16 protein-coding genes are annotated in these 19,252 nt (G+C 73.5%); 8 read left to right on the top strand and 8 right to left on the bottom strand.

All coding sequences use genetic code 11. The features are described from left to right. Positions 1-72 precede the first annotated feature (72 nt). Positions 73-1,107: a LuxR C-terminal-related transcriptional regulator gene (locus ABTZ99_RS42285; protein WP_498780977.1), complete on the bottom strand. Its 1,035-nt coding sequence runs from the start codon at positions 1,105-1,107 to the stop codon at positions 73-75. A gap of 161 nt (positions 1,108-1,268) precedes the next feature. Here ABTZ99_RS42285 and ABTZ99_RS42290 point away from each other — a divergent pair, with 161 nt between their 5' ends. Beyond that, the gene (locus tag ABTZ99_RS42290; RefSeq protein ID WP_499618705.1) at positions 1,269-1,766 is read left to right on the top strand and encodes an RICIN domain-containing protein; all 498 of its coding nucleotides are present in this window, start codon (positions 1,269-1,271) and stop codon (positions 1,764-1,766) included. Between the two features lie 82 nt (positions 1,767-1,848). Here the strand turns inward: ABTZ99_RS42290 and ABTZ99_RS42295 are convergent, their stop codons facing one another. Further along, entirely contained in the window at positions 1,849-2,253 is a 405-nt protein-coding gene (locus tag ABTZ99_RS42295; protein ID WP_498780973.1) for a VOC family protein, read from the bottom strand. Between the two features lie 134 nt (positions 2,254-2,387). Here ABTZ99_RS42295 and ABTZ99_RS42300 point away from each other — a divergent pair, with 134 nt between their 5' ends. After that, positions 2,388-3,098 (top strand): TetR/AcrR family transcriptional regulator, encoded by a 711-nt coding sequence (locus ABTZ99_RS42300; RefSeq protein ID WP_498780971.1) that lies wholly within the window; start codon positions 2,388-2,390, stop codon positions 3,096-3,098. A 120-nt stretch (positions 3,099-3,218) separates the two neighbouring features. On the opposite strand, the gene ABTZ99_RS42305 is transcribed toward ABTZ99_RS42300, so the two are convergent. Further along, positions 3,219-4,850 carry an AfsR/SARP family transcriptional regulator gene (locus ABTZ99_RS42305; RefSeq protein WP_498780969.1) on the bottom strand — a complete coding sequence of 544 codons (1,632 nt, stop codon included), beginning with the start codon at positions 4,848-4,850 and terminating at the stop codon, positions 3,219-3,221. Positions 4,851-5,063: 213 nt separating this feature from the next. On the opposite strand from ABTZ99_RS42305, the gene ABTZ99_RS42310 reads away from it, so the two are divergent. The 5 genes from ABTZ99_RS42310 (at position 5,064) to ABTZ99_RS42330 (ending at position 9,145) form a co-directional block, all read left to right on the top strand. Further along, on the top strand, positions 5,064-5,435 hold the full coding sequence (locus ABTZ99_RS42310; protein ID WP_498780967.1) for an SH3 domain-containing protein: 372 nt from the start codon (positions 5,064-5,066) through the stop codon (positions 5,433-5,435). A gap of 117 nt (positions 5,436-5,552) precedes the next feature. Then, entirely contained in the window at positions 5,553-6,098 is a 546-nt protein-coding gene (locus ABTZ99_RS42315) for a PadR family transcriptional regulator (protein WP_498780965.1), read from the top strand. Beyond that, on the top strand, positions 6,095-8,110 hold the full coding sequence (locus ABTZ99_RS42320) for an FAD-dependent oxidoreductase (RefSeq protein ID WP_499618707.1): 2,016 nt from the start codon (positions 6,095-6,097) through the stop codon (positions 8,108-8,110). Before ABTZ99_RS42315 ends, ABTZ99_RS42320 begins: the two co-directional genes overlap by 4 nt. A gap of 13 nt (positions 8,111-8,123) precedes the next feature. After that, a complete protein-coding gene (locus ABTZ99_RS42325) occupies positions 8,124-8,510 on the top strand; it encodes a nuclear transport factor 2 family protein (protein ID WP_498780962.1) in 387 nt (128 codons plus the stop codon). A 32-nt stretch (positions 8,511-8,542) separates the two neighbouring features. Further along, positions 8,543-9,145 carry an HD domain-containing protein gene (locus ABTZ99_RS42330; RefSeq protein WP_498780960.1) on the top strand — a complete coding sequence of 201 codons (603 nt, stop codon included), beginning with the start codon at positions 8,543-8,545 and terminating at the stop codon, positions 9,143-9,145. Between the two features lie 22 nt (positions 9,146-9,167). Here ABTZ99_RS42330 and ABTZ99_RS42335 read toward each other — a convergent pair whose 3' ends face one another. From ABTZ99_RS42335 to ABTZ99_RS42345, 3 genes are all read right to left on the bottom strand, one after another. Then, a complete protein-coding gene (locus ABTZ99_RS42335) occupies positions 9,168-12,380 on the bottom strand; it encodes a S8 family serine peptidase (protein WP_499618709.1) in 3,213 nt (1,070 codons plus the stop codon). A 99-nt stretch (positions 12,381-12,479) separates the two neighbouring features. Beyond that, positions 12,480-13,862: an alpha/beta hydrolase family protein gene (locus tag ABTZ99_RS42340; RefSeq protein WP_499618711.1), complete on the bottom strand. Its 1,383-nt coding sequence runs from the start codon at positions 13,860-13,862 to the stop codon at positions 12,480-12,482. A 146-nt stretch (positions 13,863-14,008) separates the two neighbouring features. Then, positions 14,009-14,887 carry a fructosamine kinase family protein gene (locus ABTZ99_RS42345; protein WP_498780955.1) on the bottom strand — a complete coding sequence of 293 codons (879 nt, stop codon included), beginning with the start codon at positions 14,885-14,887 and terminating at the stop codon, positions 14,009-14,011. A gap of 96 nt (positions 14,888-14,983) precedes the next feature. Between ABTZ99_RS42345 and ABTZ99_RS42350 the strand changes: the two genes are divergently transcribed. Continuing rightward, positions 14,984-16,117 (top strand): hypothetical protein, encoded by a 1,134-nt coding sequence (locus ABTZ99_RS42350; protein WP_499618713.1) that lies wholly within the window; start codon positions 14,984-14,986, stop codon positions 16,115-16,117. Here ABTZ99_RS42350 and ABTZ99_RS42355 read toward each other — a convergent pair whose 3' ends face one another. Together ABTZ99_RS42355 and ABTZ99_RS42360 are read right to left on the bottom strand one after the other, a co-directional pair. After that, positions 16,118-16,816: a response regulator gene (locus ABTZ99_RS42355; RefSeq protein WP_498780952.1), complete on the bottom strand. Its 699-nt coding sequence runs from the start codon at positions 16,814-16,816 to the stop codon at positions 16,118-16,120. Next, on the bottom strand, positions 16,813-19,137 hold the full coding sequence (locus tag ABTZ99_RS42360; RefSeq protein WP_499618715.1) for a DUF4118 domain-containing protein: 2,325 nt from the start codon (positions 19,135-19,137) through the stop codon (positions 16,813-16,815). The genes ABTZ99_RS42355 and ABTZ99_RS42360 overlap by 4 nt, the downstream gene beginning before the upstream one ends. Positions 19,138-19,252 lie beyond the last annotated feature (115 nt).

Genomic DNA, 19,252 nt, shown 5'->3' on the forward strand with positions numbered 1-19,252 from the left:
TCCCCACCCCGCCCCTCTTCCTTTGGGGGGGCGCGGGTTCGTGCCCCCCCCCCCCCGCGTCCGGCGGCACGGTCAGTTGATCGCGGCGATGAGCTCGTCGCGGCCCCGGGCGCCGGTCTTGCGGAAGATCGCCTTCAGGTGGTCGTTGACCGTGTGCACCGACAGGTCGAGCCTGCGGGCGATGTGCTTGGGCGCCGCACCCGCGTGCAACTGCTCGACGACCTGGCGCTCGCGGGCCGTGATGCCGTACCAGGAGCAGAAGGACGGGAGCAGCTGCGCGGCCGTGGCCGCCTGGATGACGACCGCCACGTCGCCCGCGCCGTCGGCGTCCAGCCGCTCCGCCTGGCACGCGACCCACCGCCCGTAGCTCGCCGCCGGGCCCAGCACCAGCGGCGCGCCCGCCGGGGCGCGGGCCGAGGCGGACATCCCGGCGAAGAAGGACCTGCCGGTCCACTCAGGAGCGCGCAGGCGGCTCTGCAGCCGCTCCCGCCACGCGAGCGCCGCCGGAGTGGCCGCTCTGATCTCGTGGTCCGGGCCGAGGACGATCACGCCCGGCGGCGGGCTCTCCGCGGCGGGCACCAGCGGGCCCGCGGTCACGTACCGGCGGAGGAACGCCACCAACGTCGGTCCGAGCCGCGCGGCGTTGCCGAGGTCCTCGTCGCTGAACGGCCGGGCGCCGCGCGCCCGGATCAGGCCGAGCGTCCCCCACACGCCGCGGGCGTCCCGCAGCAGCAGCCGCAGCTCGCTCTGGACGCCGTGATCGGCGAACAGCCGCCGCACCGCGCGGTGCCGAGGGCCGTCGCCCGCGCCCGCCACCACGTCGACCGGGACCGGTCGCCGCGCGAGGTCCTCGCGCAGGCACGGGTCCTGGCCCGTGTGGCAACCGCGCAGCAACCCCTGGCCGAAGTCCGCTTCGTAACCGTGCCAGAAGCTGAACGAAGCCGGTCCGAACCCGGTCGCCGGACCCAGACCCGTCAAGCGCGCCCCGTCGTGCGGCACCACGGACGCGACGGCCCGTGAGAGTTCCGCGCCGGACTCGGCCCAGCTCGCACCCTGTCCGGTCGCCGCGGTCAGCTCGCGCAGCAACCGCTCCCCCGAACGGCTCACACCGCGCAGTGTGAGCCGTTCGCGACCGCCCCGCAACGCCGCGGTCGCCCGCCCGGCACCCCCAACTTTCGGGATACCCGCCGAGCCGCCACCCGGCGGAGGGTTCAGCGCAGGTCGCGTGGCAGCGCGGACCTGCACCAGGGGTTCAAGGGGAGGACACCATGATCCGGTCCGGTTCGAAAGGGCTTCTCACGGGCGTGGCCGCCGCGGCGCTGGCGGTCGGCGGTCTCGTCAGCGCGTCGGCCTCGGCGGGCACCGCGCCGCAGCCGCGGTCCGAGCAGGCGGAGGTCGGCGTCCAGATCGTCTCGAGGCTGAGCGGGTTGTGCCTTGAAGTCCGGGGCGGCAACAGGGCCAACGGCGGCGCCGTGGCCATGTGGACCTGCACCGGTGGCGACGGCCAGAGGTGGGAGAGCAACGGCAGCGAGTACCGCAACGTGTTCAGCGGCAGGTGCCTCGACGTCAACGACGGCAACGGCGCCAACGGCGCGGGCCTCAACCAGTGGGACTGCCAGGGGCAGCAGTGGCGGTTCAACGGCAGCGAGCTGCGGAACTCGAACGACAAGTGCCTGACGATCCCCGCCGCCAACCGGGGCAACGGCGCCGCCGTCGTGATGTGGGACTGCGTCGGCGCGGCCGACCAGCAGTGGCAGCTCGGCTGACGCCGGCCGGTCACCGGCTGATCACCCGGCCCGGTCCTTCAGGCTCGGGTGATCAGCCGGGCGTCCGCGTCCCGGCCGGGGCTCAGCCCTGCGCCGCGGCCTCGTCCATCCAGAACAGGTTCCAGATGTGGCCGTCGAGGTCCTCGAAGCTGCGGCCGTACATGAAGCCGTGGTCCTCGGCGTCCCGGACGAACCCGCCGCCCGCGGCCAGCGCCTTGTCCGCCACCTCGTCGACCTGCTCGCGGCTGTCCAGGGACAGCGCCACGATCGCCTCCGTGGTCGTGGCGGCGTCGGCGATCTCCTTGGTGGTGAACGTCTTGAAGAACGGCTTGGTCACCAGCATCGCGTAGACGGTGTCGCTGAACACGACGCAGGACGCGTTCTCGTCGGTGAACTGCGGGTTGTGCGCGAAGCCGAGCGCGGCGAAGAACTCGATCGACTTGGTCAGGTCGGTCACCGGCAGGTTCACGAAGATCTTCACGGACATGGTCTACAGCCCCCATTGGCACAGGCGGACACCGGCGTGTCCTGCGGATACTTGTGTGTCCGTCGGACACTGGGTGTACGATAGACACAGATCGACAACGTGAGCAACCCCCGATTTCGGAAGCCGGTGAGCGGATGGCGAGCGAGGACCAGGGCGTGGACTTGCTGTGGGGTTCGCGGGACAAGCCCGCACGGCCGGCCAGGCTCGCGCTCACCGTCGACCGCATCGCCGCCGCGGCGATCGAGGTCGCCGACGCGGAGGGCATGGCGTCGGTGTCGATGCAGCAGGTCGCCGCCAGGCTGGACGTCACGAAGATGGCGCTGTACCGGCACGTCGCGAGCAAGGCGGAGCTGGTCGCGGTGATGATCGAGTCGGCCGTCGGCGAGCCGCCGGACCTGAGCGGCGTGCCGGGCGGGTGGCGGCCGAGCCTGGTCAGGTGGGCCGACCTGATGCGGGAGACGTGGCGACGTCACCCGTGGCTGCCGGCCGCGACGACCGGTGAGCGCCTGACCGGTCCGCGCGAGGTGGGCTGGACGGAGGCCGCGGTGGCCGCGCTCGACGGCACCGGGCTCGACGGCGGCGAGCGGATGGACGCGGTGTTCCTGCTCAGCGGGCACATCCGCAACACGCAGTCGGGCGCGACGGCGGGCACGCAGCCGTGGACGGAGCAGAAGCAGCTGCGGACCGTCCTGCACGAGCACCGCGACCGCTTCCCGGCGCTGCACGAGGCGGCGCGGTCGATCAACGGCGCACCCCGCGACAACGGCTGGGCGTTCGGCCTGAACCGGATCCTGGACGGCCTGGAAGTGCTGATCGCCGCCCGCCGTCCGGACCCGACCGACTGACCCGGCGGCCCGGTCCGGCCACCCGTCGCCACGAGCCGCCCACCTGACCGGTCAGCTCCGGCGCGGCCGAGGTAATGGGGGTCGTTGGGTGGGGGCAGCCTCGGCGGGGGGCGGTGCCGGTCAGCGAACCCGTGGCCCGGTCCAGCGATCGGCGCGCCCGGCCGCTCCGCAGTCACCCGTCGAACCGAAGCGGTCGGTCGTGGGGCAGGAGGTCGGCGCCAGGACCGAGAGGGAGGCCAGGCGGCCCTGGTCCCGGGAGGTCCGGCGACGCCACGACGGGACGCCGCACGGGCCCGGCGCGAGGTCTCCGTCGGTCCACGAGGTCAGGTCGAACTCCCGCAGTTCGGCGACCAGCGCGCTCAGCGGCAGGCGCGGGCGGGTGCACGCGTAGCCCGCGGCGATGCCCAGCGCCAGCGGGAACCCGCCGCACAGACCCACCAGCTCCGCCACCGCACGGGGTTCCTCCCGCACCCGGGCCGCGCCGAGTCGCGCGGTCAGGAACGCGTGGGACTCCGTCCTGGACAGCACGTCCAGCGGCACGTGCGCGGCGCCGTGCCCGACGAGCAGCCCCGGCAGGCTGTCGCGACTGGTCACGATCACCGCGCACGACCGGCCACCCGGCAGCAGCGGGGTGACCTGGGCCGTGTCGGCGGCGTTGTCCAGGACCAGCAGCATCCGCCGCTGCGCGACCAGGCTGCGGAACAGGGCGGCCCGGGCGTGCGGGTCCGTCGGCTGCCGGTCGACGCCGTGCGCGTCCAGGAACCCGCGCACCGCCACCACCGGGTCCATCGGCGCGCCGTCACCGCCGAGGTCGACGAACAGCTGGCCGTCGGGGAACCGGTCGAGCCGCCGGTGCGCCCAGTGCAGCGCCAGCCACGTCTTGCCGATGCCGCCCGCGCCGACGACGGCGGTGACGGCCGTTCCCACGACGTCGAGCCGGGCCAGCTCGTCGCGCCGGCCGACGAACGGCACGGGCGCGGCCGGCAGCTGACGCGGCACCACTGCCGCGGCGCACGGGGGCGACGCGGCGAGCGCCGGGTCGGCGGCGAGGATCCGCCGGTGCAGCTCCCGCAGCGCCTCCCGGGGCTCGGCGCCCAGCTCCTCGACCAACCGCGTGCGGACCTGCCGGTAGTGCGCCAAGGCGTCCGGGGTGCGCCCGGCCCGGTGCAGGGCCAGCAGGTACTGGCCCGCCACCCGCTCGTCCAACGGGTGCCGCGCGGCGCGCGCGGACAGCTCCGCCACCAGCTCCGCGCCCTCCCCCGCGTGCAGCCGGGCGTCCACCAGGTCGTGCTCGGCGGCCGAACGCTCCTGCCGCAACCGGTCGCGCACGGCGCCCACCCACTCGCCGGCCAGGCCGGTCAGCGCCTCACCGCGCCACAACGCGAGCGCCTCGGTCAACGACCGCACGGCATCGTCCTCGCGGGCGCGACCGCACAGCAGGCGGAACCGGTGCAGGTCCACCACCGCGTCGGCGACCAGGGCGTACCCGCCGGACCGGCGCACGATCGCCACCCCGTCCGCGCCGGTCAGCGCCCGCCGCAGCCGCGAGATGTAGCTGTGCAGGGTGGCCGGCGCCCGTCTGGCGACCTCCCCGCCCCAGACCCGCTCGACCAGCCGGTCCACCGGCACGGCCCGGCCGACGTCGACCGCCAGCGCGGCCAGCACGCACCGCTGCCTGGGCGCGCCCAGGTCCACCGGCCGCCCGTCGACCTCGGCGGTCACCTCCCCCAACAAGCGCAACACGACCGCCACGCCCCTCACCCCCGTGCGCCGAGACCTCTCTCCCCGACACCAGGCATAGCGCCCGTACCAGCGCCGTGCAGGAACTCTGCAAGAGGTTCACACCATGGGTACGCCATCGTGGGCCCGGCGCGGCGACCACCACGTTCGGCGACCCCCACCGCCGTGGCCGACCCGCGCACCGGTCCCCGCCGGACCTGACACCGATCGAACGAGGCGGTAGTGATGAACAAGGCAAAGTCCGTGATCGCCGTCGGCGTGACGCTGTTCGGCTGGTTGACCTTCGGCGGCGTCGCCGGCGCGGCGCAGGACCCGGGGTCCGACCGGCAGGCCCCGCGGCCCGCCGCCACCTGCAGCACCGGCTGGGTGGAGGTCGACACCGACAGGCTCAACGTCCGGAGCGGCCCCGGCACCAACTACGGCGTCATCGACACGGTGTACCGGGGCGATCTGCTGGCCTGCGGGTGGCTGGAGGCAGGCGGGCGGTACAGCGCGTGCGGCGTCACCAACGCCAACGGCTGGATCGCGGTCGACCTGGAGAACGACGGCGCGATCGACGGCTTCGTGGCGAGCACCTGCGTCGTGGACGCCTTCTAGCCGGGCGACGACCTGATCCCGGCAGCCCGGCGCCGTCCACGCGCCGGGCTGCCGGGCTTTCGCGCTACCTATGCAACTTGTTGCACTGCACCCCGTTGCACGGCTACGGTCACCGCCATGGCGTTGGAGCACGCGATCCTCGTGTCGCTGGACGAGCGCTCGGGCTCGGGCTACGAGTTGGCCCAGCGGTTCGAGAAGTCCATCGGCTTCTTCTGGGCCGCCACCCACCAGCAGATCTACCGCACGCTCAAGCGCATGGTGGAGCTGGGCTGGGTGTCGTGCCACGAGGTCGCCCAGGACGGCCGCCCGGACAAGAAGGTGTACGAGGTCGCCGAGGCGGGCCGCGAGGAGCTCGCCCGCTGGCTGGCCTCACCCGGCGAGCCCGAGACGATCCGGCACGACCTCTCGGTCAAGATCCGCGGCGCGTCGCTGGGCGATGCGAAGGCGTTGACCGGCGAGGTCGCCCGGCACCGCGACCTGCACGCCGAACGCCTCGACGTCTACCTCGCCATCGAGAAGAAGGACTTCCCGGACCCGTCGGCCCTGTCCGGTCGGCGGCTGCACCAGTACCTGGTCCTGCGCGGCGGCATCCGGGCCGAGCAGGCGCTGGTCGAGTGGTGCGACGAGGTGCTGGCCGCGATGCGAGAGGACGACCGGCGATGACCGCCTACCCCACCCTGCTCAAGCCCCTGGACCTGGGCTTCACGACCCTGCGCAACCGGGTCGTCATGGGCTCCATGCACACCGGCAACGAGGACCGGGCCAAGGACTTCGACGCGCTGGCCGCCTACTTCGCCGAACGGGCGCGCGGCGGCGTCGGCCTCATCGTCACCGGCGGCTTCTCGCCCAACCGGACGGGCTCGCTGTACCCCTTCGCCTCCAAGCTCACCACGCACCGCGAGGCGCGCGACCACCGCGTGATCACGCAGGCCGTGCACGAGCACGACGGCAAGATCGCCCTCCAGCTGCTGCACGCCGGCCGGTACGCCTACCACCCGTTCAGCGTGTCCGCGTCCGCGCTCAAGGCCCCGATCGCCAAGTTCCGCCCGCGCGCCCTGTCCGACCGGGGCGTGCGCGCGCAGATCGACGCGTTCGCTCGGGCCACGGCGCTGGCCCGCGAGGCCGGCTACGACGGCATCGAGATCATGGGCTCCGAGGGCTACTTCATCAACCAGTTCCTCGCGCCGCGCACGAACAAGCGCGCCGACCGCTGGGGCGGCAGCGCCGAGAACCGGCGACGCCTCGCGGTCGAGGTCGTGCGCCGCTGCCGCGACGCCGCGGGGCCGGACTTCGTCATCGTCTACCGGCTGTCGATGATCGACCTCGTCGAGGACGGGCAGACCTGGGACGAGGTCGTCGCGCTCGGCCAGGAGGTCGAGGCGGCCGGCGCGACGATCATCAACACCGGGATCGGCTGGCACGAGGCGCGGGTGCCGACGATCGTCACGTCCGTGCCGCGCGCGGCGTTCACGAACGTGACCGCCAAGCTGCGCCCGCACGTCGGCATCCCGGTGGTCACCTCGAACCGGATCAACATGCCGGAGGTCGCCGAGGAGGTGCTGGCGCGCGGTGACGCGGACCTGGTGTCGATGGCGCGCCCGTTCCTGGCCGACCCGGACTGGGTGCGCAAGGCCGAGACCGGCCGCGCCGACGAGATCAACACGTGCGTCGCGTGCAACCAGGCGTGCCTGGACCACACGTTCTCGTTGAAGAAGGCGACCTGCATGGTCAACCCGCGCGCGGGCAACGAGACCACGCTCCGGCTGCTGCCGACCCGCCGCGCCAAGCGGGTCGCGGTGGTGGGCGCGGGTCCGGCGGGGCTCGCGACGGCGACCGCCCTGGCCGAACGCGGCCACGAGGTGGAGCTGTTCGAGGCCGACGACGACATCGGCGGCCAGTTCGCCATCGCCTGCCGCATCCCGGGCAAGGAGGAGTTCGCCGAGACGATCCGCTACTACCGGCGGCGGATCGAGCTGACCGGCGTGAAGCTGCACCTCGGCGCCAGGGCCACCGCCGACGACGTGGCCGGCTTCGACGAGGTCGTGGTCGCCACCGGCGTCGCGCCGCGCGTGCCCGCCATCCCCGGTGTGGAGCGCGCCCTGTCCTACGTGGACGTCGTCGGCCACGGCTCGCCGGTCGGCGACCGGGTCGCGGTGATCGGCGCGGGCGGGATCGGGGTGGACGTGGCGGAGTTCCTGACCCACGCCTCCTCCCCCGCCCTCGACGTGGACGAGTGGCGCGCCGAGTGGGGCGTCACGGACCCCGAGCTGGTGCGCGGCGGCATCACCGCGCCGAAGCCCGCCGAGCCCGCCCGGCAGGTGTACCTCTTGCAGCGCAAGGCGTCCCGGATCGGCAAGGGCCTCGGCAAGACCACGGGCTGGGTGCACCGGGCGGCGCTGGCGGCCAAGGGCGTCGAGCAGCTGACCGGGGTGAACTACGAGCGGATCGACGACGACGGCCTGCACATCACGTTCGGGCCCAAGCGCGAACGGCCGCAAGTGCTGGACGTCGACACGGTGGTGGTGTGCGCGGGCCAGGAACCCGTGCGCGACCTCGTGGACGCGCTCACCGGCCGCGGTGTCGTCACGCACGTCATCGGCGGCGCGGACGTCGCCGCCGAGCTCGACGCCAAGCGCGCCATCGACCAGGGCACGCGACTCGCGGCCACGATCTGACCAGGAGGCACGGATGAACGCGGCACTGCGGTTCAAGGCGGCCGTCGAGGCGGGCGACGTCCTCGGCGCGACGGAGTTCTTCAGCGACGACATCACGTTCCACAGCCCGGTGAAGTTCCACCCGTTCGAGGGAATCGACTCCGTGCGCGCCCTGTTCGGCGTGCTCCAGCGGACCTTCGAGGACTTCCGGTACGTCGGCCAGTACGACGGGCCGGACGGCCACGTCCTGCGCTTCCGCACCGTGGTGGGCGGCAGGCAGGTCGACGGCATCGACCTGATCGAGCTGGACGAGGACGGCCGGATCGGCACGTTCACCGTGATGATCCGGCCCCAGTCGGCGCTGACCGCGGTCGGCGAGGCGGTCCTGGCGGGTCTGGTCGCCGACGGCGTCGTGCCGTAGCCGAGCGGCCGACCACCCCTAGGCTGCACGACGTGGACTTCATCTTCACCCGACCGGACTCGAAGGCCGCGGCCGCGGCGCTCGAGGTCTGCCACGAGTACGCCGAGCCGTGGCTGCTCAACCACTCGTTGCGCGCCTACTCGCTGGCCACCGCCCACGCGGCCGACGTGGACATTCCCCACGACGGCGAGCTGCTGTACGTCGCCGCGCTGCTGCACGACCTCGCGCTCACCCCGCCGTTCGACAGCCACACGCTGCCGTTCGAGGAGGCGAGCGGGCACGTGGCGTGGGTGTTCGCGGCCGGCGCCGGGTGGGGACGGGTGCGGCGCGACCGGTTGACCGAGGTCATCGTGCGGCACATGCGCGAGGACGTGCCGGCCGACGAGGACCCGGAGAGCCACCTGTTGCAGGTCGCGGTCGGCGCCGACGTGTCGGGGCGCGGGCTGGACCGGTTCGCCGAGCGGGTCAAGGACGACGTCGTGACCCGCTACCCGCGGCTGGGGTTCGCCGACGCGTTCCTGGTCAGGGCAGAGGACCAGGCCGAGCGCAAACCGCGCTGCGCCGCCGCCGAGCTGATGCGCGACGGCTGGGCGCAGCGGGTGACGGGCAACCCGTTGGACGCGCCCGGCCGGTGACCGGGCGCGTCCGGGGAGTCGATCACCTCAGGCCGTAGGCCCGGATGATCGTCTGGTCGACCGCGTTGCCCGCGGCGTCACGCGCCTGGGCCTTGAGCGAGACGAACTTCGCGCCGGCCGGGTGCACGACCGCCGCGAGCCAGCGCTCGCCGACCCTGAGCAGCGGCGCGGGCCGCCACGTCGTGCCGTCGTCGTAGGACACCTGCACGGCGGGCTTCGCCACGCCCTGCGCCCCGGTGACCCCGTTGCGCTGCACGTACACCGGGATCGCGAACGGCCGTCCGGCCGCCGCCCGGTTCTCCGCGTCCAGCGACGGCGCGAACCGCACCGCGAGCAGCGGCAACGCCGCCGGGTCCGGCCCGGCCACGTGCTCCGAGGTGAACGACCAGTCCGCCACCACCCTGGTGGACAGCTCGGCCACACCGGACCGCTCCGCTTCGGTGTGCAACCGGTAGACGCCCTTGCCCGACGGCACGACGCCCGCCACGTACCCGTCGTAGGGCGACTCGGCGAGCAGCGCGCCGTCGCGGTGCAGCGTCGTCTTCGCCGCCGAGACCTCCGAGAACCCGAGGTGGTTCGGGTCCTGGTCGGTGAACATCGGCAGCGAGACCACGACCTCGTCGCCGAGCCGCCCGGCCCACTCGTGCACGGCGGTCGAGGTCGGGAACGCCGGCCCGAACACGGCCGCGTTCCACTTCTCGGTCACCGTGCGACCCGCGGTGAACCGGCGCGGCAGGGAGGTCGACTGCGAGCTCTGCGGCGGGAACGCCTGGGGCTCCGGCATCTGCAGGAAGCTGCCGTACCAGTCGACGCCAGGCGAGTAGTACTCGGTGAGCTCCAGCGGCAGCGGTCCGCCCGCCATCTGGTCGCGGAACCCGGTCGTGCCGGGTCCGGACGAGGGTACCGACGACTTGACCTTCACCAGGTCGCGGCGCTGGAACGACCGGTCGAGCCGCTCGGGCACCGCGCCGTCGTGCCGCCACGCGACGTTGTACTGGTACGGGCTGCCGAGGTACGTGCCGTCGGCGTCCGGCTTCGCCAGCCGTCCCGCGACCTCGAAACTCGCCGCACCGGGCGCGGACGTCTTCGACGGCACGAACAGCACGGCGCCCGGCGGGAACCCGATGAAGCCGGTGCCCGTGTCGCCCCAGGACGCCCGGCGGCTGAAGAACACCTCGGTGTAGCCGACCTCCGCCTCCTTCTCGTCCACCGACAACGCGATCGGCTTGCCCGCCCGGGCGTCGAACACGAACTCGGCGGGTCCGGTGACGGTGGCGCTGGGCTCCAGCACCTGGGTGAGCTGCTGCGTCTGCCTGGTCTGGATGAACGCGTCGGCGTAGTAGGTGCCCTTGGGCACGCGGGCGACGACCGTGCCGGACGGGTCGTGGTCCAGGTACGCCTTGCGGTGGTTCACGTCCACGAACCGGAAGAAGTAGTCCGGCGTCGGCGCGCCGGTGTGGTCGAGGAACGTCATCTTCACGTCGTAGCTCTCGACCTCCTTGGTCACGCCGATCGGCGTGCGCAGCGGCGTCGCGCCGCCGGTGGCCACCACGGCGCCGCCGTACCGGCCGTCCGGCGACTCCAGCGAGGTGTGGACCGTGACGACGACGGCCGCCTCACCGCCCGCCGGGACGGTGAGCGACGAGGGCGAGAACGTGACCATGCCCGCGGGCGCCGGGTTGCCGGCCGGGTCGCGCAGGTCGGCGGTCGGTGTCAGCGTCACCGGGGTGGCGCCGGAGTTGCGGTAGGAGATCTTGCGCTCGATCGGCTGGTCGTCGGCGTGCGGCCACTGGGCCACGCCCATGCTCAGCGACGCGGGTTCGGCCGCCAGCGACTGCGTGACGGCCGCGGCCACGTCCACCCGGCCCGCACCCTGCTCGTACACGGTCAGGTCGGCGTTGGGCTTCGCGCTCGCCATGAGCGCGCCCTTGATCCGCGCGGCCGGCCAGTCCGGGTGCTGCGCGGCCAGGATCGCCGCCGCGCCCGCGACGTGCGGCGCGCTCATCGACGTGCCGGACAGCGCGACGTGCGCGTCGCCGACTGGGGTGCCGATGCGGCCGTTCTTCGCCTTGGCCGCGACGATGTCCACGCCCGGCGCGGTGATGTCCGGCTTGATCGCGTCGTCGTCCCAGCGCGGGCCGCGCGAGGAGAACTCCGCGAGCGCGTCGGACCGGTCGACCGCGCCGACGGTGAGCGCCAGGTCGGCCGCGGCCGGGCTGCCGATCGTCTGGTCGGACGGACCGCTGTTGCCCGCCGAGACCACGAACAGCGCGCCGCCGTCGGTGGTGAGCCGGTTGACGGCCTGCGACATGGGGTCGGTGCCGTCGGTGCGCATGGAGCTGCCCAGGCTCATGTTGACCACGTCGGCGCCCGCCGCCACGGCCCACTCCATGCCCGCGATGATGTCCGACTCGTAGCCGCCGCCGTTGTCGTCGAGCACCTTGCCGTTGAGCACCGCGCTGTCCGGCGCCACGCCCTGGTAGCGGCCGGCGCCGGTGATGGTGGCGGCGACGTGCGTGCCGTGGCCGACGCGGTCGTCGGTGTCGGGGCTGTCGCTGAAGTTGCGCGACTCGACGACGGCGCCCGCGAGGTCCGGGTGCGCCGGGTCGACGCCGGTGTCCAGGACCGCGACCTTCGCGCCGGCGCCGGTGTGCCCGGCCTGCCACGCCTGCGGCGCGCCGATCTGCGGGACGCTGCGGTCGAGCGTGGCGCGGACCGGGCCGTCCAGCCACACCTTCGCCACGCCCGCGGCCCGCGCGCCCGCCCAGAACGCGGCGTCCTTCGGCGCCTTGACCGCGTACCCGCCGATGCTGGGCAGCGGCTCACCGGCCACGGCCGGGCCGGTCGAGGTCACGATCAGCGGCGTGACGCGGGTCGAGCGGTCGTCGTAGCCGGCCCGGATCAGGCCGGTGACGTCGAACAGCCGCTCGTCCAGCACGCCCGACCGCACGTCGCCCAGCACGTCGGTCGGCAGCACGTGCAGGTCGCCGTGCTCGTCCAGTCGCTGCACGAACCGCACCTCGGCGCGGCCACGACCGGGCCGCACCTGAGCGCGGTTCCCGCGGACCGTGACGACGTCACCGGTCACCAGTGTGACCGTGCCGTCCGGTTGCGCGCCGACCGGCGGCGCGGTGGTCGGCTCCGGTGGTTCAGCCGCGGCCGGGGCGCTCGCGGCGAGCATCACGACCGCCGCTAACAGCCCCGATGCGACTGGTCCCCTGGTTCTGCGGGACATGTGCCCTCCCCCTCAGCGTGGCGGTGCCTCACCGACCGCCACTGCCCTCGGTTACTAGGACACCTCGGAGAGCCACCGCGTTGCTTCGGGAAAGCGCATTCAGGGCGCGATACCCACTTGGCCGAGCCGCGCCCACAGCCATTCCTGCCGGGCGGTCATCGCCGGCCACCGGGTGCCGCCGGGACGCGGGTACACGTGCGCCGAGTAGGGCGCGGGGTGGTAGGCGGGGTCGAAGAAGCAGCCCGTGCCGTACTCCGCGTCCGCGGCGGGGCAGTCGGCGGCGATCGACGCGGGCGTGGGCTTGCGGCCGGTGCTCTGCCACGTCACGAGCGCCCGCAGCGCACTGGCGTACTCCGAGTCGCTGAGCGCGCTGTGCTCGGATTCCGTGGTGAACGCCTGCACGAGGTGCTCCGCGGTCCCCGCGCCGACCCGGCTCGCCAGGTAGGCCGACTCGTGCTCGACGAACGCCGTGGGGTCGCCGATCCCGTGCACGGTGATCACCGGGATCGACACCGCGCCGGTCGGATCGCTGTCGTAGGACAGGTCGCGCGCGGCCGACGGCGTGGCGCTGAACCGCTCGACGCTCGCGTTCAGCGCCTCGTCGTCGTGCGATCCGGTGTACCGCACTCCCCTGTTCGCAAACGGGTTCCGCCCGCCGAGCCGATTGTGCACGATGTCGCGGAACGTGAAGGTGGCGAAGGTGAGGTGCGACGCGAGCGCGCTCTCCGGGATCCTGGTCACGGCGAGGATGTCGTCCAGGTTGCGTTGTTGCAGCGCGCTGCGTTCGGCGGGCGGCGACTGGTAGCCCGTGCACTCCTGGAGCCGCGCGCGCAGGCCGGCGGTGGTCATGGTCGAGTCGGCGCGCAGCCCCATCCACAACGGGTACTGCGGCTCGTCGGGCCGCGGGTGGTTGCCGCAGTAGTACTGGTAGACCACGCGCAGGTCGACGCGGTAGTCGTAGCCGCGCGAGCCGCCCGCGAGCACGCCGCTGGTGAGCAGGGCGGCGTCGTACGAGTCGTAGGCCTCGATGGCCTTCGCGGCCACGTTCCCGCCCCACGACTGGCCGTGCAGGATCGTCCGGTGCGGCTCGCCGAACCGTCGCACGAACGACTTCCGCGCGTTCTCGGTGTCCTCGGCGCCCATCCGGGTGCCGTAGCCACCGCGCCGGTAGGACGAGCCCGCCAGCGCGTAGCCCTCGCGCACCATCACCGCCCACCGGTTGAGGTCCTCGGTCGCGCGGTCCGCCGTGGGCGCGGCGAGGTCGGGGCCGCCGTGCGAGTGCACGACCAGCGAGCCGTTCCAGTCGCCCGGGATCGCGAACGCGTGGAACGCGCCGTTGGCGTCCTGCCCGCCGTAGCAGGTCGCGTCCGCCGGGAGCCGGGCGGGACACGGGACCTGTCCGGTGTCGGCGGTCGCGGGCGCGGCGGCGAGCACCGCGGTCAGCGTGACGGCGAGCGACGCGCTCAAGCCGAAGCGGTTCACGGACGACCTCCTCCGAGGAGCGGCGGCGCTGCGTCGCGCCACGGCGCACATCGTGTGCGCGTCACCGCGGGTGGGCCACTTCCGGTCGGAAAACTTGGGGTTGCCCTGACACTTCCCCGGCAAACGCCGCGCCGGTCGGTCCGCAATCACTCGATCGAGCGCACTTCCGGCGAGCCGGTGGGCACGCGGCGGAACGGTCGCAGCACCTCGCGGAGGTAGTCGAGGGAACCCCAGCGGTCGCCCTCGTGCGCCAACGTGCTCAGCACCTCCCGGAGGAACACCACGGGCATCCGGTCGCGCCAGTCGCGGTCCAGCGGCCGGACCTCGTGGTAGGCGTCGAAGAACCGGGCGGGCGAGTCGGCGCCGCAGAACATCATGCTCAGGTCCACGTCCGGCCACGTCCACGACACCGCCGGGTCGATGAACACCGGCTCGCCCGCCGCGGTGGACACCACGTTGTTGTGCCACAGGTCGCCGTGGGTCAACGCGGGCGGCGCGGCGGGCACGATCTCCGGCAGGCGCGCGCACAGCCGTTCGACCGCGTCCCGGTCGTCCGCGGTCAGCACGGCGTCGACCTTCGGCTCGTCCAGGTAGCGCAGGAGCCGGTGCTCGGCGAAGAACGCGTGCCCGTCGTCGTGCCGGCCGTTGCGCTGCGGCAGCAGGCCCAGCCACCCGTCGTGGTCCCAGCCGAACCAGGGGCCGCGCACGTCGTGCAGCGCGGCGATCGCGCGTCCGGCGCTCTCCCAGAACGCGTCCGTCTCCAGCGGCCGCGGGGTCAGCGCCTCCAGCAGCAGCCAGTCCTCGCCGACGCCGAGCACCTCCGGCGTGCGCAGGCCGTGCCGCCGCAGCACCGCCAGCCCGTCGGCCTCGACCTGGAACAACGACGGCGGCGCGTCCTCGGACGTCTTGAGCACGACCTCGCGGTCCGGGCCGCGGACGTGCCACACCGTGTTGACCACGCCGCCGGTCAGTCGGACGACCTCGGCGTTCTCGCTCAACCGGGCCAGGACTTCCTGCGCGGTCAACGGTCCCCCCTGATTCCGCTGTCCGGCCGACGCCGGCGATCTCGCACCGAGACTACCGTCGGATCGATTCAGCGGACATCTCGCACTGGAGCGACCATGCCCAAGTTACGCACGCCCGCGGCCGTCCTCGCGCTGGCCGTGGCCCTGCCGCTGGTGACCGCGCCCGCCGCGCGGGCGGCCGCCCTCGTCACCGAACTGCCCGGGCTCCCGGGCTACCCCACGCACCGGACGGTCGCGGTCAACGACCTCGGCCAGGTCGTCGGCTTCACTACCGGCAACGGCGCGCCGCACACCGTGCACTGGTCACCCGGCGGTGGGGCCACCGACCTCGGTCTCGGCATACCGTCCGGGCTGAACCAGGGCGGCCAGGTGCTGATCCAGGAGTCCGTCGTCGCCACCGGCCCGTACATCCAACGGCCGCGGATCTGGCACGCGGGCAAGGTCGCCGACATCACGCCGGGCTCCGGCTGGGTGATCGCGTCGGCGATCAACAACCGCGGCTCGGTGCCGATGACGCTCCCCAGCTCGTCCTCGGGCTACCACCAGGAACGCGCGGTGCTGTGGCAGGACGGCAAGCACACGTCCTTGCCGTTGACCGGGCCGCACCTGTGGCTGAGCGCCATCAACGACGCCGGGGTGGCGGCGGGCAACAAGCTGCCCATGTTCGACGGCGACGCCCACGCGTTCCGGTGCGTGGACACCACGACGTGCGAACCGCTGGCCAAGGTGCCCGGCTCCGGCACGTACTGGGTCGAGGCGATCAACGAGGCCGGAGTGATCGTCGGCAACCAGGACACCCAGGCGCTGCGCTGGGAGGGTTCCGGCGTGACGGTGCTGTCCACCGATGGCGGGGTGGCCGACAACCGGCAGGCGCTCAACGAGCGCGGTGACGTCGTCGGCTGGACCAGGGAGTTCAACGGCGACCGCAAGGCGGTGCTGTGGCCCGCCGGCGGCAAGCCGGTCGACCTGGGCGTGCCCAGCCCGTCCGAGGCGGTCGCGATCAACGAACGCGGTGACGTGGTCGGCTGGACGTCGGCGGACAACCCCGACGCGCCGCGCGCGTTCCTGTGGCGCAACGGGAAGGTGGTCTACCTGGGTTCGCTGGGCGGCGCGCACAGCCTGCCGGTCGCGCTGAACGACCGGGGCACGATCGTCGGCGAGAGCACCACCGCCGACGGCACGCTCAAGGCCGTGAAGTGGAACGTAGTCACCACCACGCCCCAGCGCTGATCACGGCTGGAAGCGGTAGCCCCGCCCCGGTTCGGTGATCAGGTGCCGCGGGTGGGCGGGGTCCGGTTCGAGCTTGCGGCGCAGCTGGACCAGGTAGACGCGCAGGTAGTGGGTGGCCGACGTGTAGGCCGGCCCCCACACCTCCGTGAGCAGCCGTTGCGGGCCGAGCACCTCGCCGCCCGCCCGCACCAGGGCCTCCAGCAGGCCCCACTCGGTGGGCGTCAGGTGCACCTCGGCGCCGTCGCGGTGGATCTTCTTCGCGGTCAGGTCGACGGTGAACGACGCCGTGCGCACCGGCGGCTCTTCGATCGCGGCCCGGCGCCCGCGCGACCGGCGCACGGCCGCGCGCAGCCGGGCCAGGAACTCGTCCACGCCGAACGGCTTGGTCACGTAGTCGTCGGCGCCCGCGTCCAGCGCGCGGACCTTGTCGGTCGAGTCGAGCCGGGCGGACAGCACGACGATCGGCGCGGTCGTGACCCGGCGCAGGCGGGTGATCACGTCGACGCCGTCCAGGTCCGGCAGGCCGAGGTCCAGCACGACCACGTCGGGCCCCTCCTCGGCCGCCTGCGCCTCCTCTACCGCGCGTAACGCCGACGTGCCGTCCGACGCGGTGAGCACCCGGTAGTCGTGGGCGTTCAGGGTGATCCGCAGCGCGCGCACGATCTCCGGGTCGTCGTCCACCACCAGGACCGCGGTCATGCCGTCGTCACCGCGGCGATCGGCAGCGAGATGACGATCGTCAGGCCGCCGCCGGGCGTGTCCTCGGCCGTGATGGCGCCGCCCATGGCGTCCACGAACCCCTTCGCCACGCTCAGCCCGAGGCCGATGCCCGGGGTGGCGTCCCGGTCGCCGAGGCGCTGGAACGGCGCGAACACCGCGCTCGCGGTGTTCTTCGGCAGCCCCTGCCCGTGGTCGACGACCCGCAGCTCCACCCGGTCGCGGTAGGCGCTGGCGCGCACCGCGACCTCCGGCTCGTCGGCCTTGATCCGGCCGTCGCCGTCCACGTCGACCAGGCGGCGCGGGCTGAGCCTGCCGTGCCGCAGGGCGTTGTCGATCACGTTGGCCACCACGCGTTCGAGCAGGCCGAGGTCGGCGAGCACGGGCGGCAGGTGCTCGGCCACGTCCACGGACACCGTGCGGCGTTCGTCGATGCCGGCCAGAGCGCGCGCCACCACCTCGTCGTACGTCACCGCACGCAGTTGCGGCACGACCGCGCCGGTGGCCAGCCGTGACGAGTCGAGCAGGTTGTCGATCAGGCCGGTCAGCCGGTCCGCGGACACCTCGACGGTCTCCAGCAGCTCGGCGGTGTCCTCATCGGACAGTCTCAGGTCGACGTCGCGCAGGCTGCCGATCGCGGCCTTGATGGACGTCAGCGGCGTGCGCAGGTCGTGGCCGACGGCGGACAGCAACGCGGTGCGCAGCTCCGTGGTCTCCGCGCGGCGCTGGGCCTCGGCCGTCTCGGCGGCCATCCGCTGCTGCCGCAACGCCATCAACGCCTGACCGGCCGCCGCCTCCAGCGCCCGCTGGTCCGCCGCGGGCAGCGCCCGCCCGCGCAGCGCCAGGTGCACGTCCGCCGTCACGGGCACGTCCACGTCCGCCTCGTCCGGCTCGGCGCACGGCCGCGGCCCGACGCACGCCACCCGTTCCCACTCCCCGTCGCGCCGCTCCAGCAACGCCACCGAGTCCAGCGCGAAGTTCTCCCGCACCTTCTCCAGCAGCCGGGCCAGCGGGAACGGGCTGGTCAGCACCGTGCGGGCGTAGGAGGCGAGCAGCGCGGCCTCGGTGCGGGCCCGCGCGCCCTGCTCGGCCAGCCGCGCCGCCCGGTCCACCACCAGCGCGACCAGCAGCGCCACCACCAGCATCGCGACCAGCGTGACGAGGTTGGCGGCCGTCGCGACGGCCAGGGTGTAGTAGGGCGGGGTGAAGAAGAAGTTCAGCAGCCCGGCGCCGAAGAACGCCGCAGCCAGCGCCGGACCGTGGCCGCCGACCAACGCGACCACGACCGTGGCCAGGAAGAACCCGACCAGGTTGGTGGAGAACGTCAGGTTCTCGCCCAGCAGCAGCCCGATCCCGGTCACGACGGCGGGCAGCAGGCCGGCCAGCGCCCAGCCGAGCAGCCTGCGGTACCCCGGGTGCGCGGCGGCGGCCCGCCGACGGCGCGGGCCGCGGCGGGCCTCGTCGTGGGTGACCATGTGCACGTCGATCGGCCCGGACTCCTGGATGGTCGCCGCGCCGATGCCCTCGTCGAACACCCTGGCCAGCCGCGACCGGCGGGACGTGCCGAGCACGAGCTGGGTGGCGTTCACGCCGCGGGCGAAGTCGAGCAGCGCGGTCGGCACGTCGTCGCCGACCACGGTGTGGAACGTCGCGCCGACGTCCTCGGTCACCCGCCGGAACCCCGCCACCAGCTGCGGCGACACGCCCTCCAACCCGTCACCGCGCAGGATGTGCACGACCATCAGCTCCGCGCCCGCGCGGGCCGCGATGCGCCGGGCGCGGCGGATCAGCGTCTCGCTCTCCGGGCCTCCGCTGATCGCGACCACGACCCGCTCCCTGGCCTCCCAGGTGTCGGTGATGCTCTGCTCGGAGCGGTAGCGCTGCAACGCCACGTCGACCTGGTCGGCCACCCACAGCAGCGCCAGTTCGCGCAACGCGGTGAGGTTGCCGACCCGGAAGTAGTTGCCCAGCGCCGCGTCGATCTTGTGGGCGGCGTAGACGTTGCCGTGCGCGAGGCGACGGCGCAGCGCCTCGGGCGTGAGGTCGACCAGCTCGACCTGCTCGGCGCGTCGCACGACCTCGTCGGGCACGGTCTCGCGCTGCCGCACGCCGGTGATGCGCTCGACCACGTCGTTGAGGGATTCCAGGTGCTGCACGTTGACCGTGGACAGCACGTCGATGCCGGCTTCGAGCAGCTCCTCGACGTCCTGCCACCGCTTGGCGTTGCGCGAACCGGGCGCGTTGGTGTGCGCGAGCTCGTCGACCACCGCGACCTCGGGCCGTCGCGCCAGGAGACCGTCCACGTCCAGCTCTGTGTTCGATGGCCGCTGCTCCGCAGACGGCGGCTCGGTCGCCTGGAAGTCGGTCGTTCGCGCCTGATTTTCCGGCGATCGAAAAGCGTGATCGCCGGAAAATGAG

The sequence above is a fragment of the Actinosynnema sp. NPDC002837 genome (genome assembly GCF_040295345.1).
Taxonomy (GTDB): domain Bacteria; phylum Actinomycetota; class Actinomycetes; order Mycobacteriales; family Pseudonocardiaceae; genus Actinosynnema.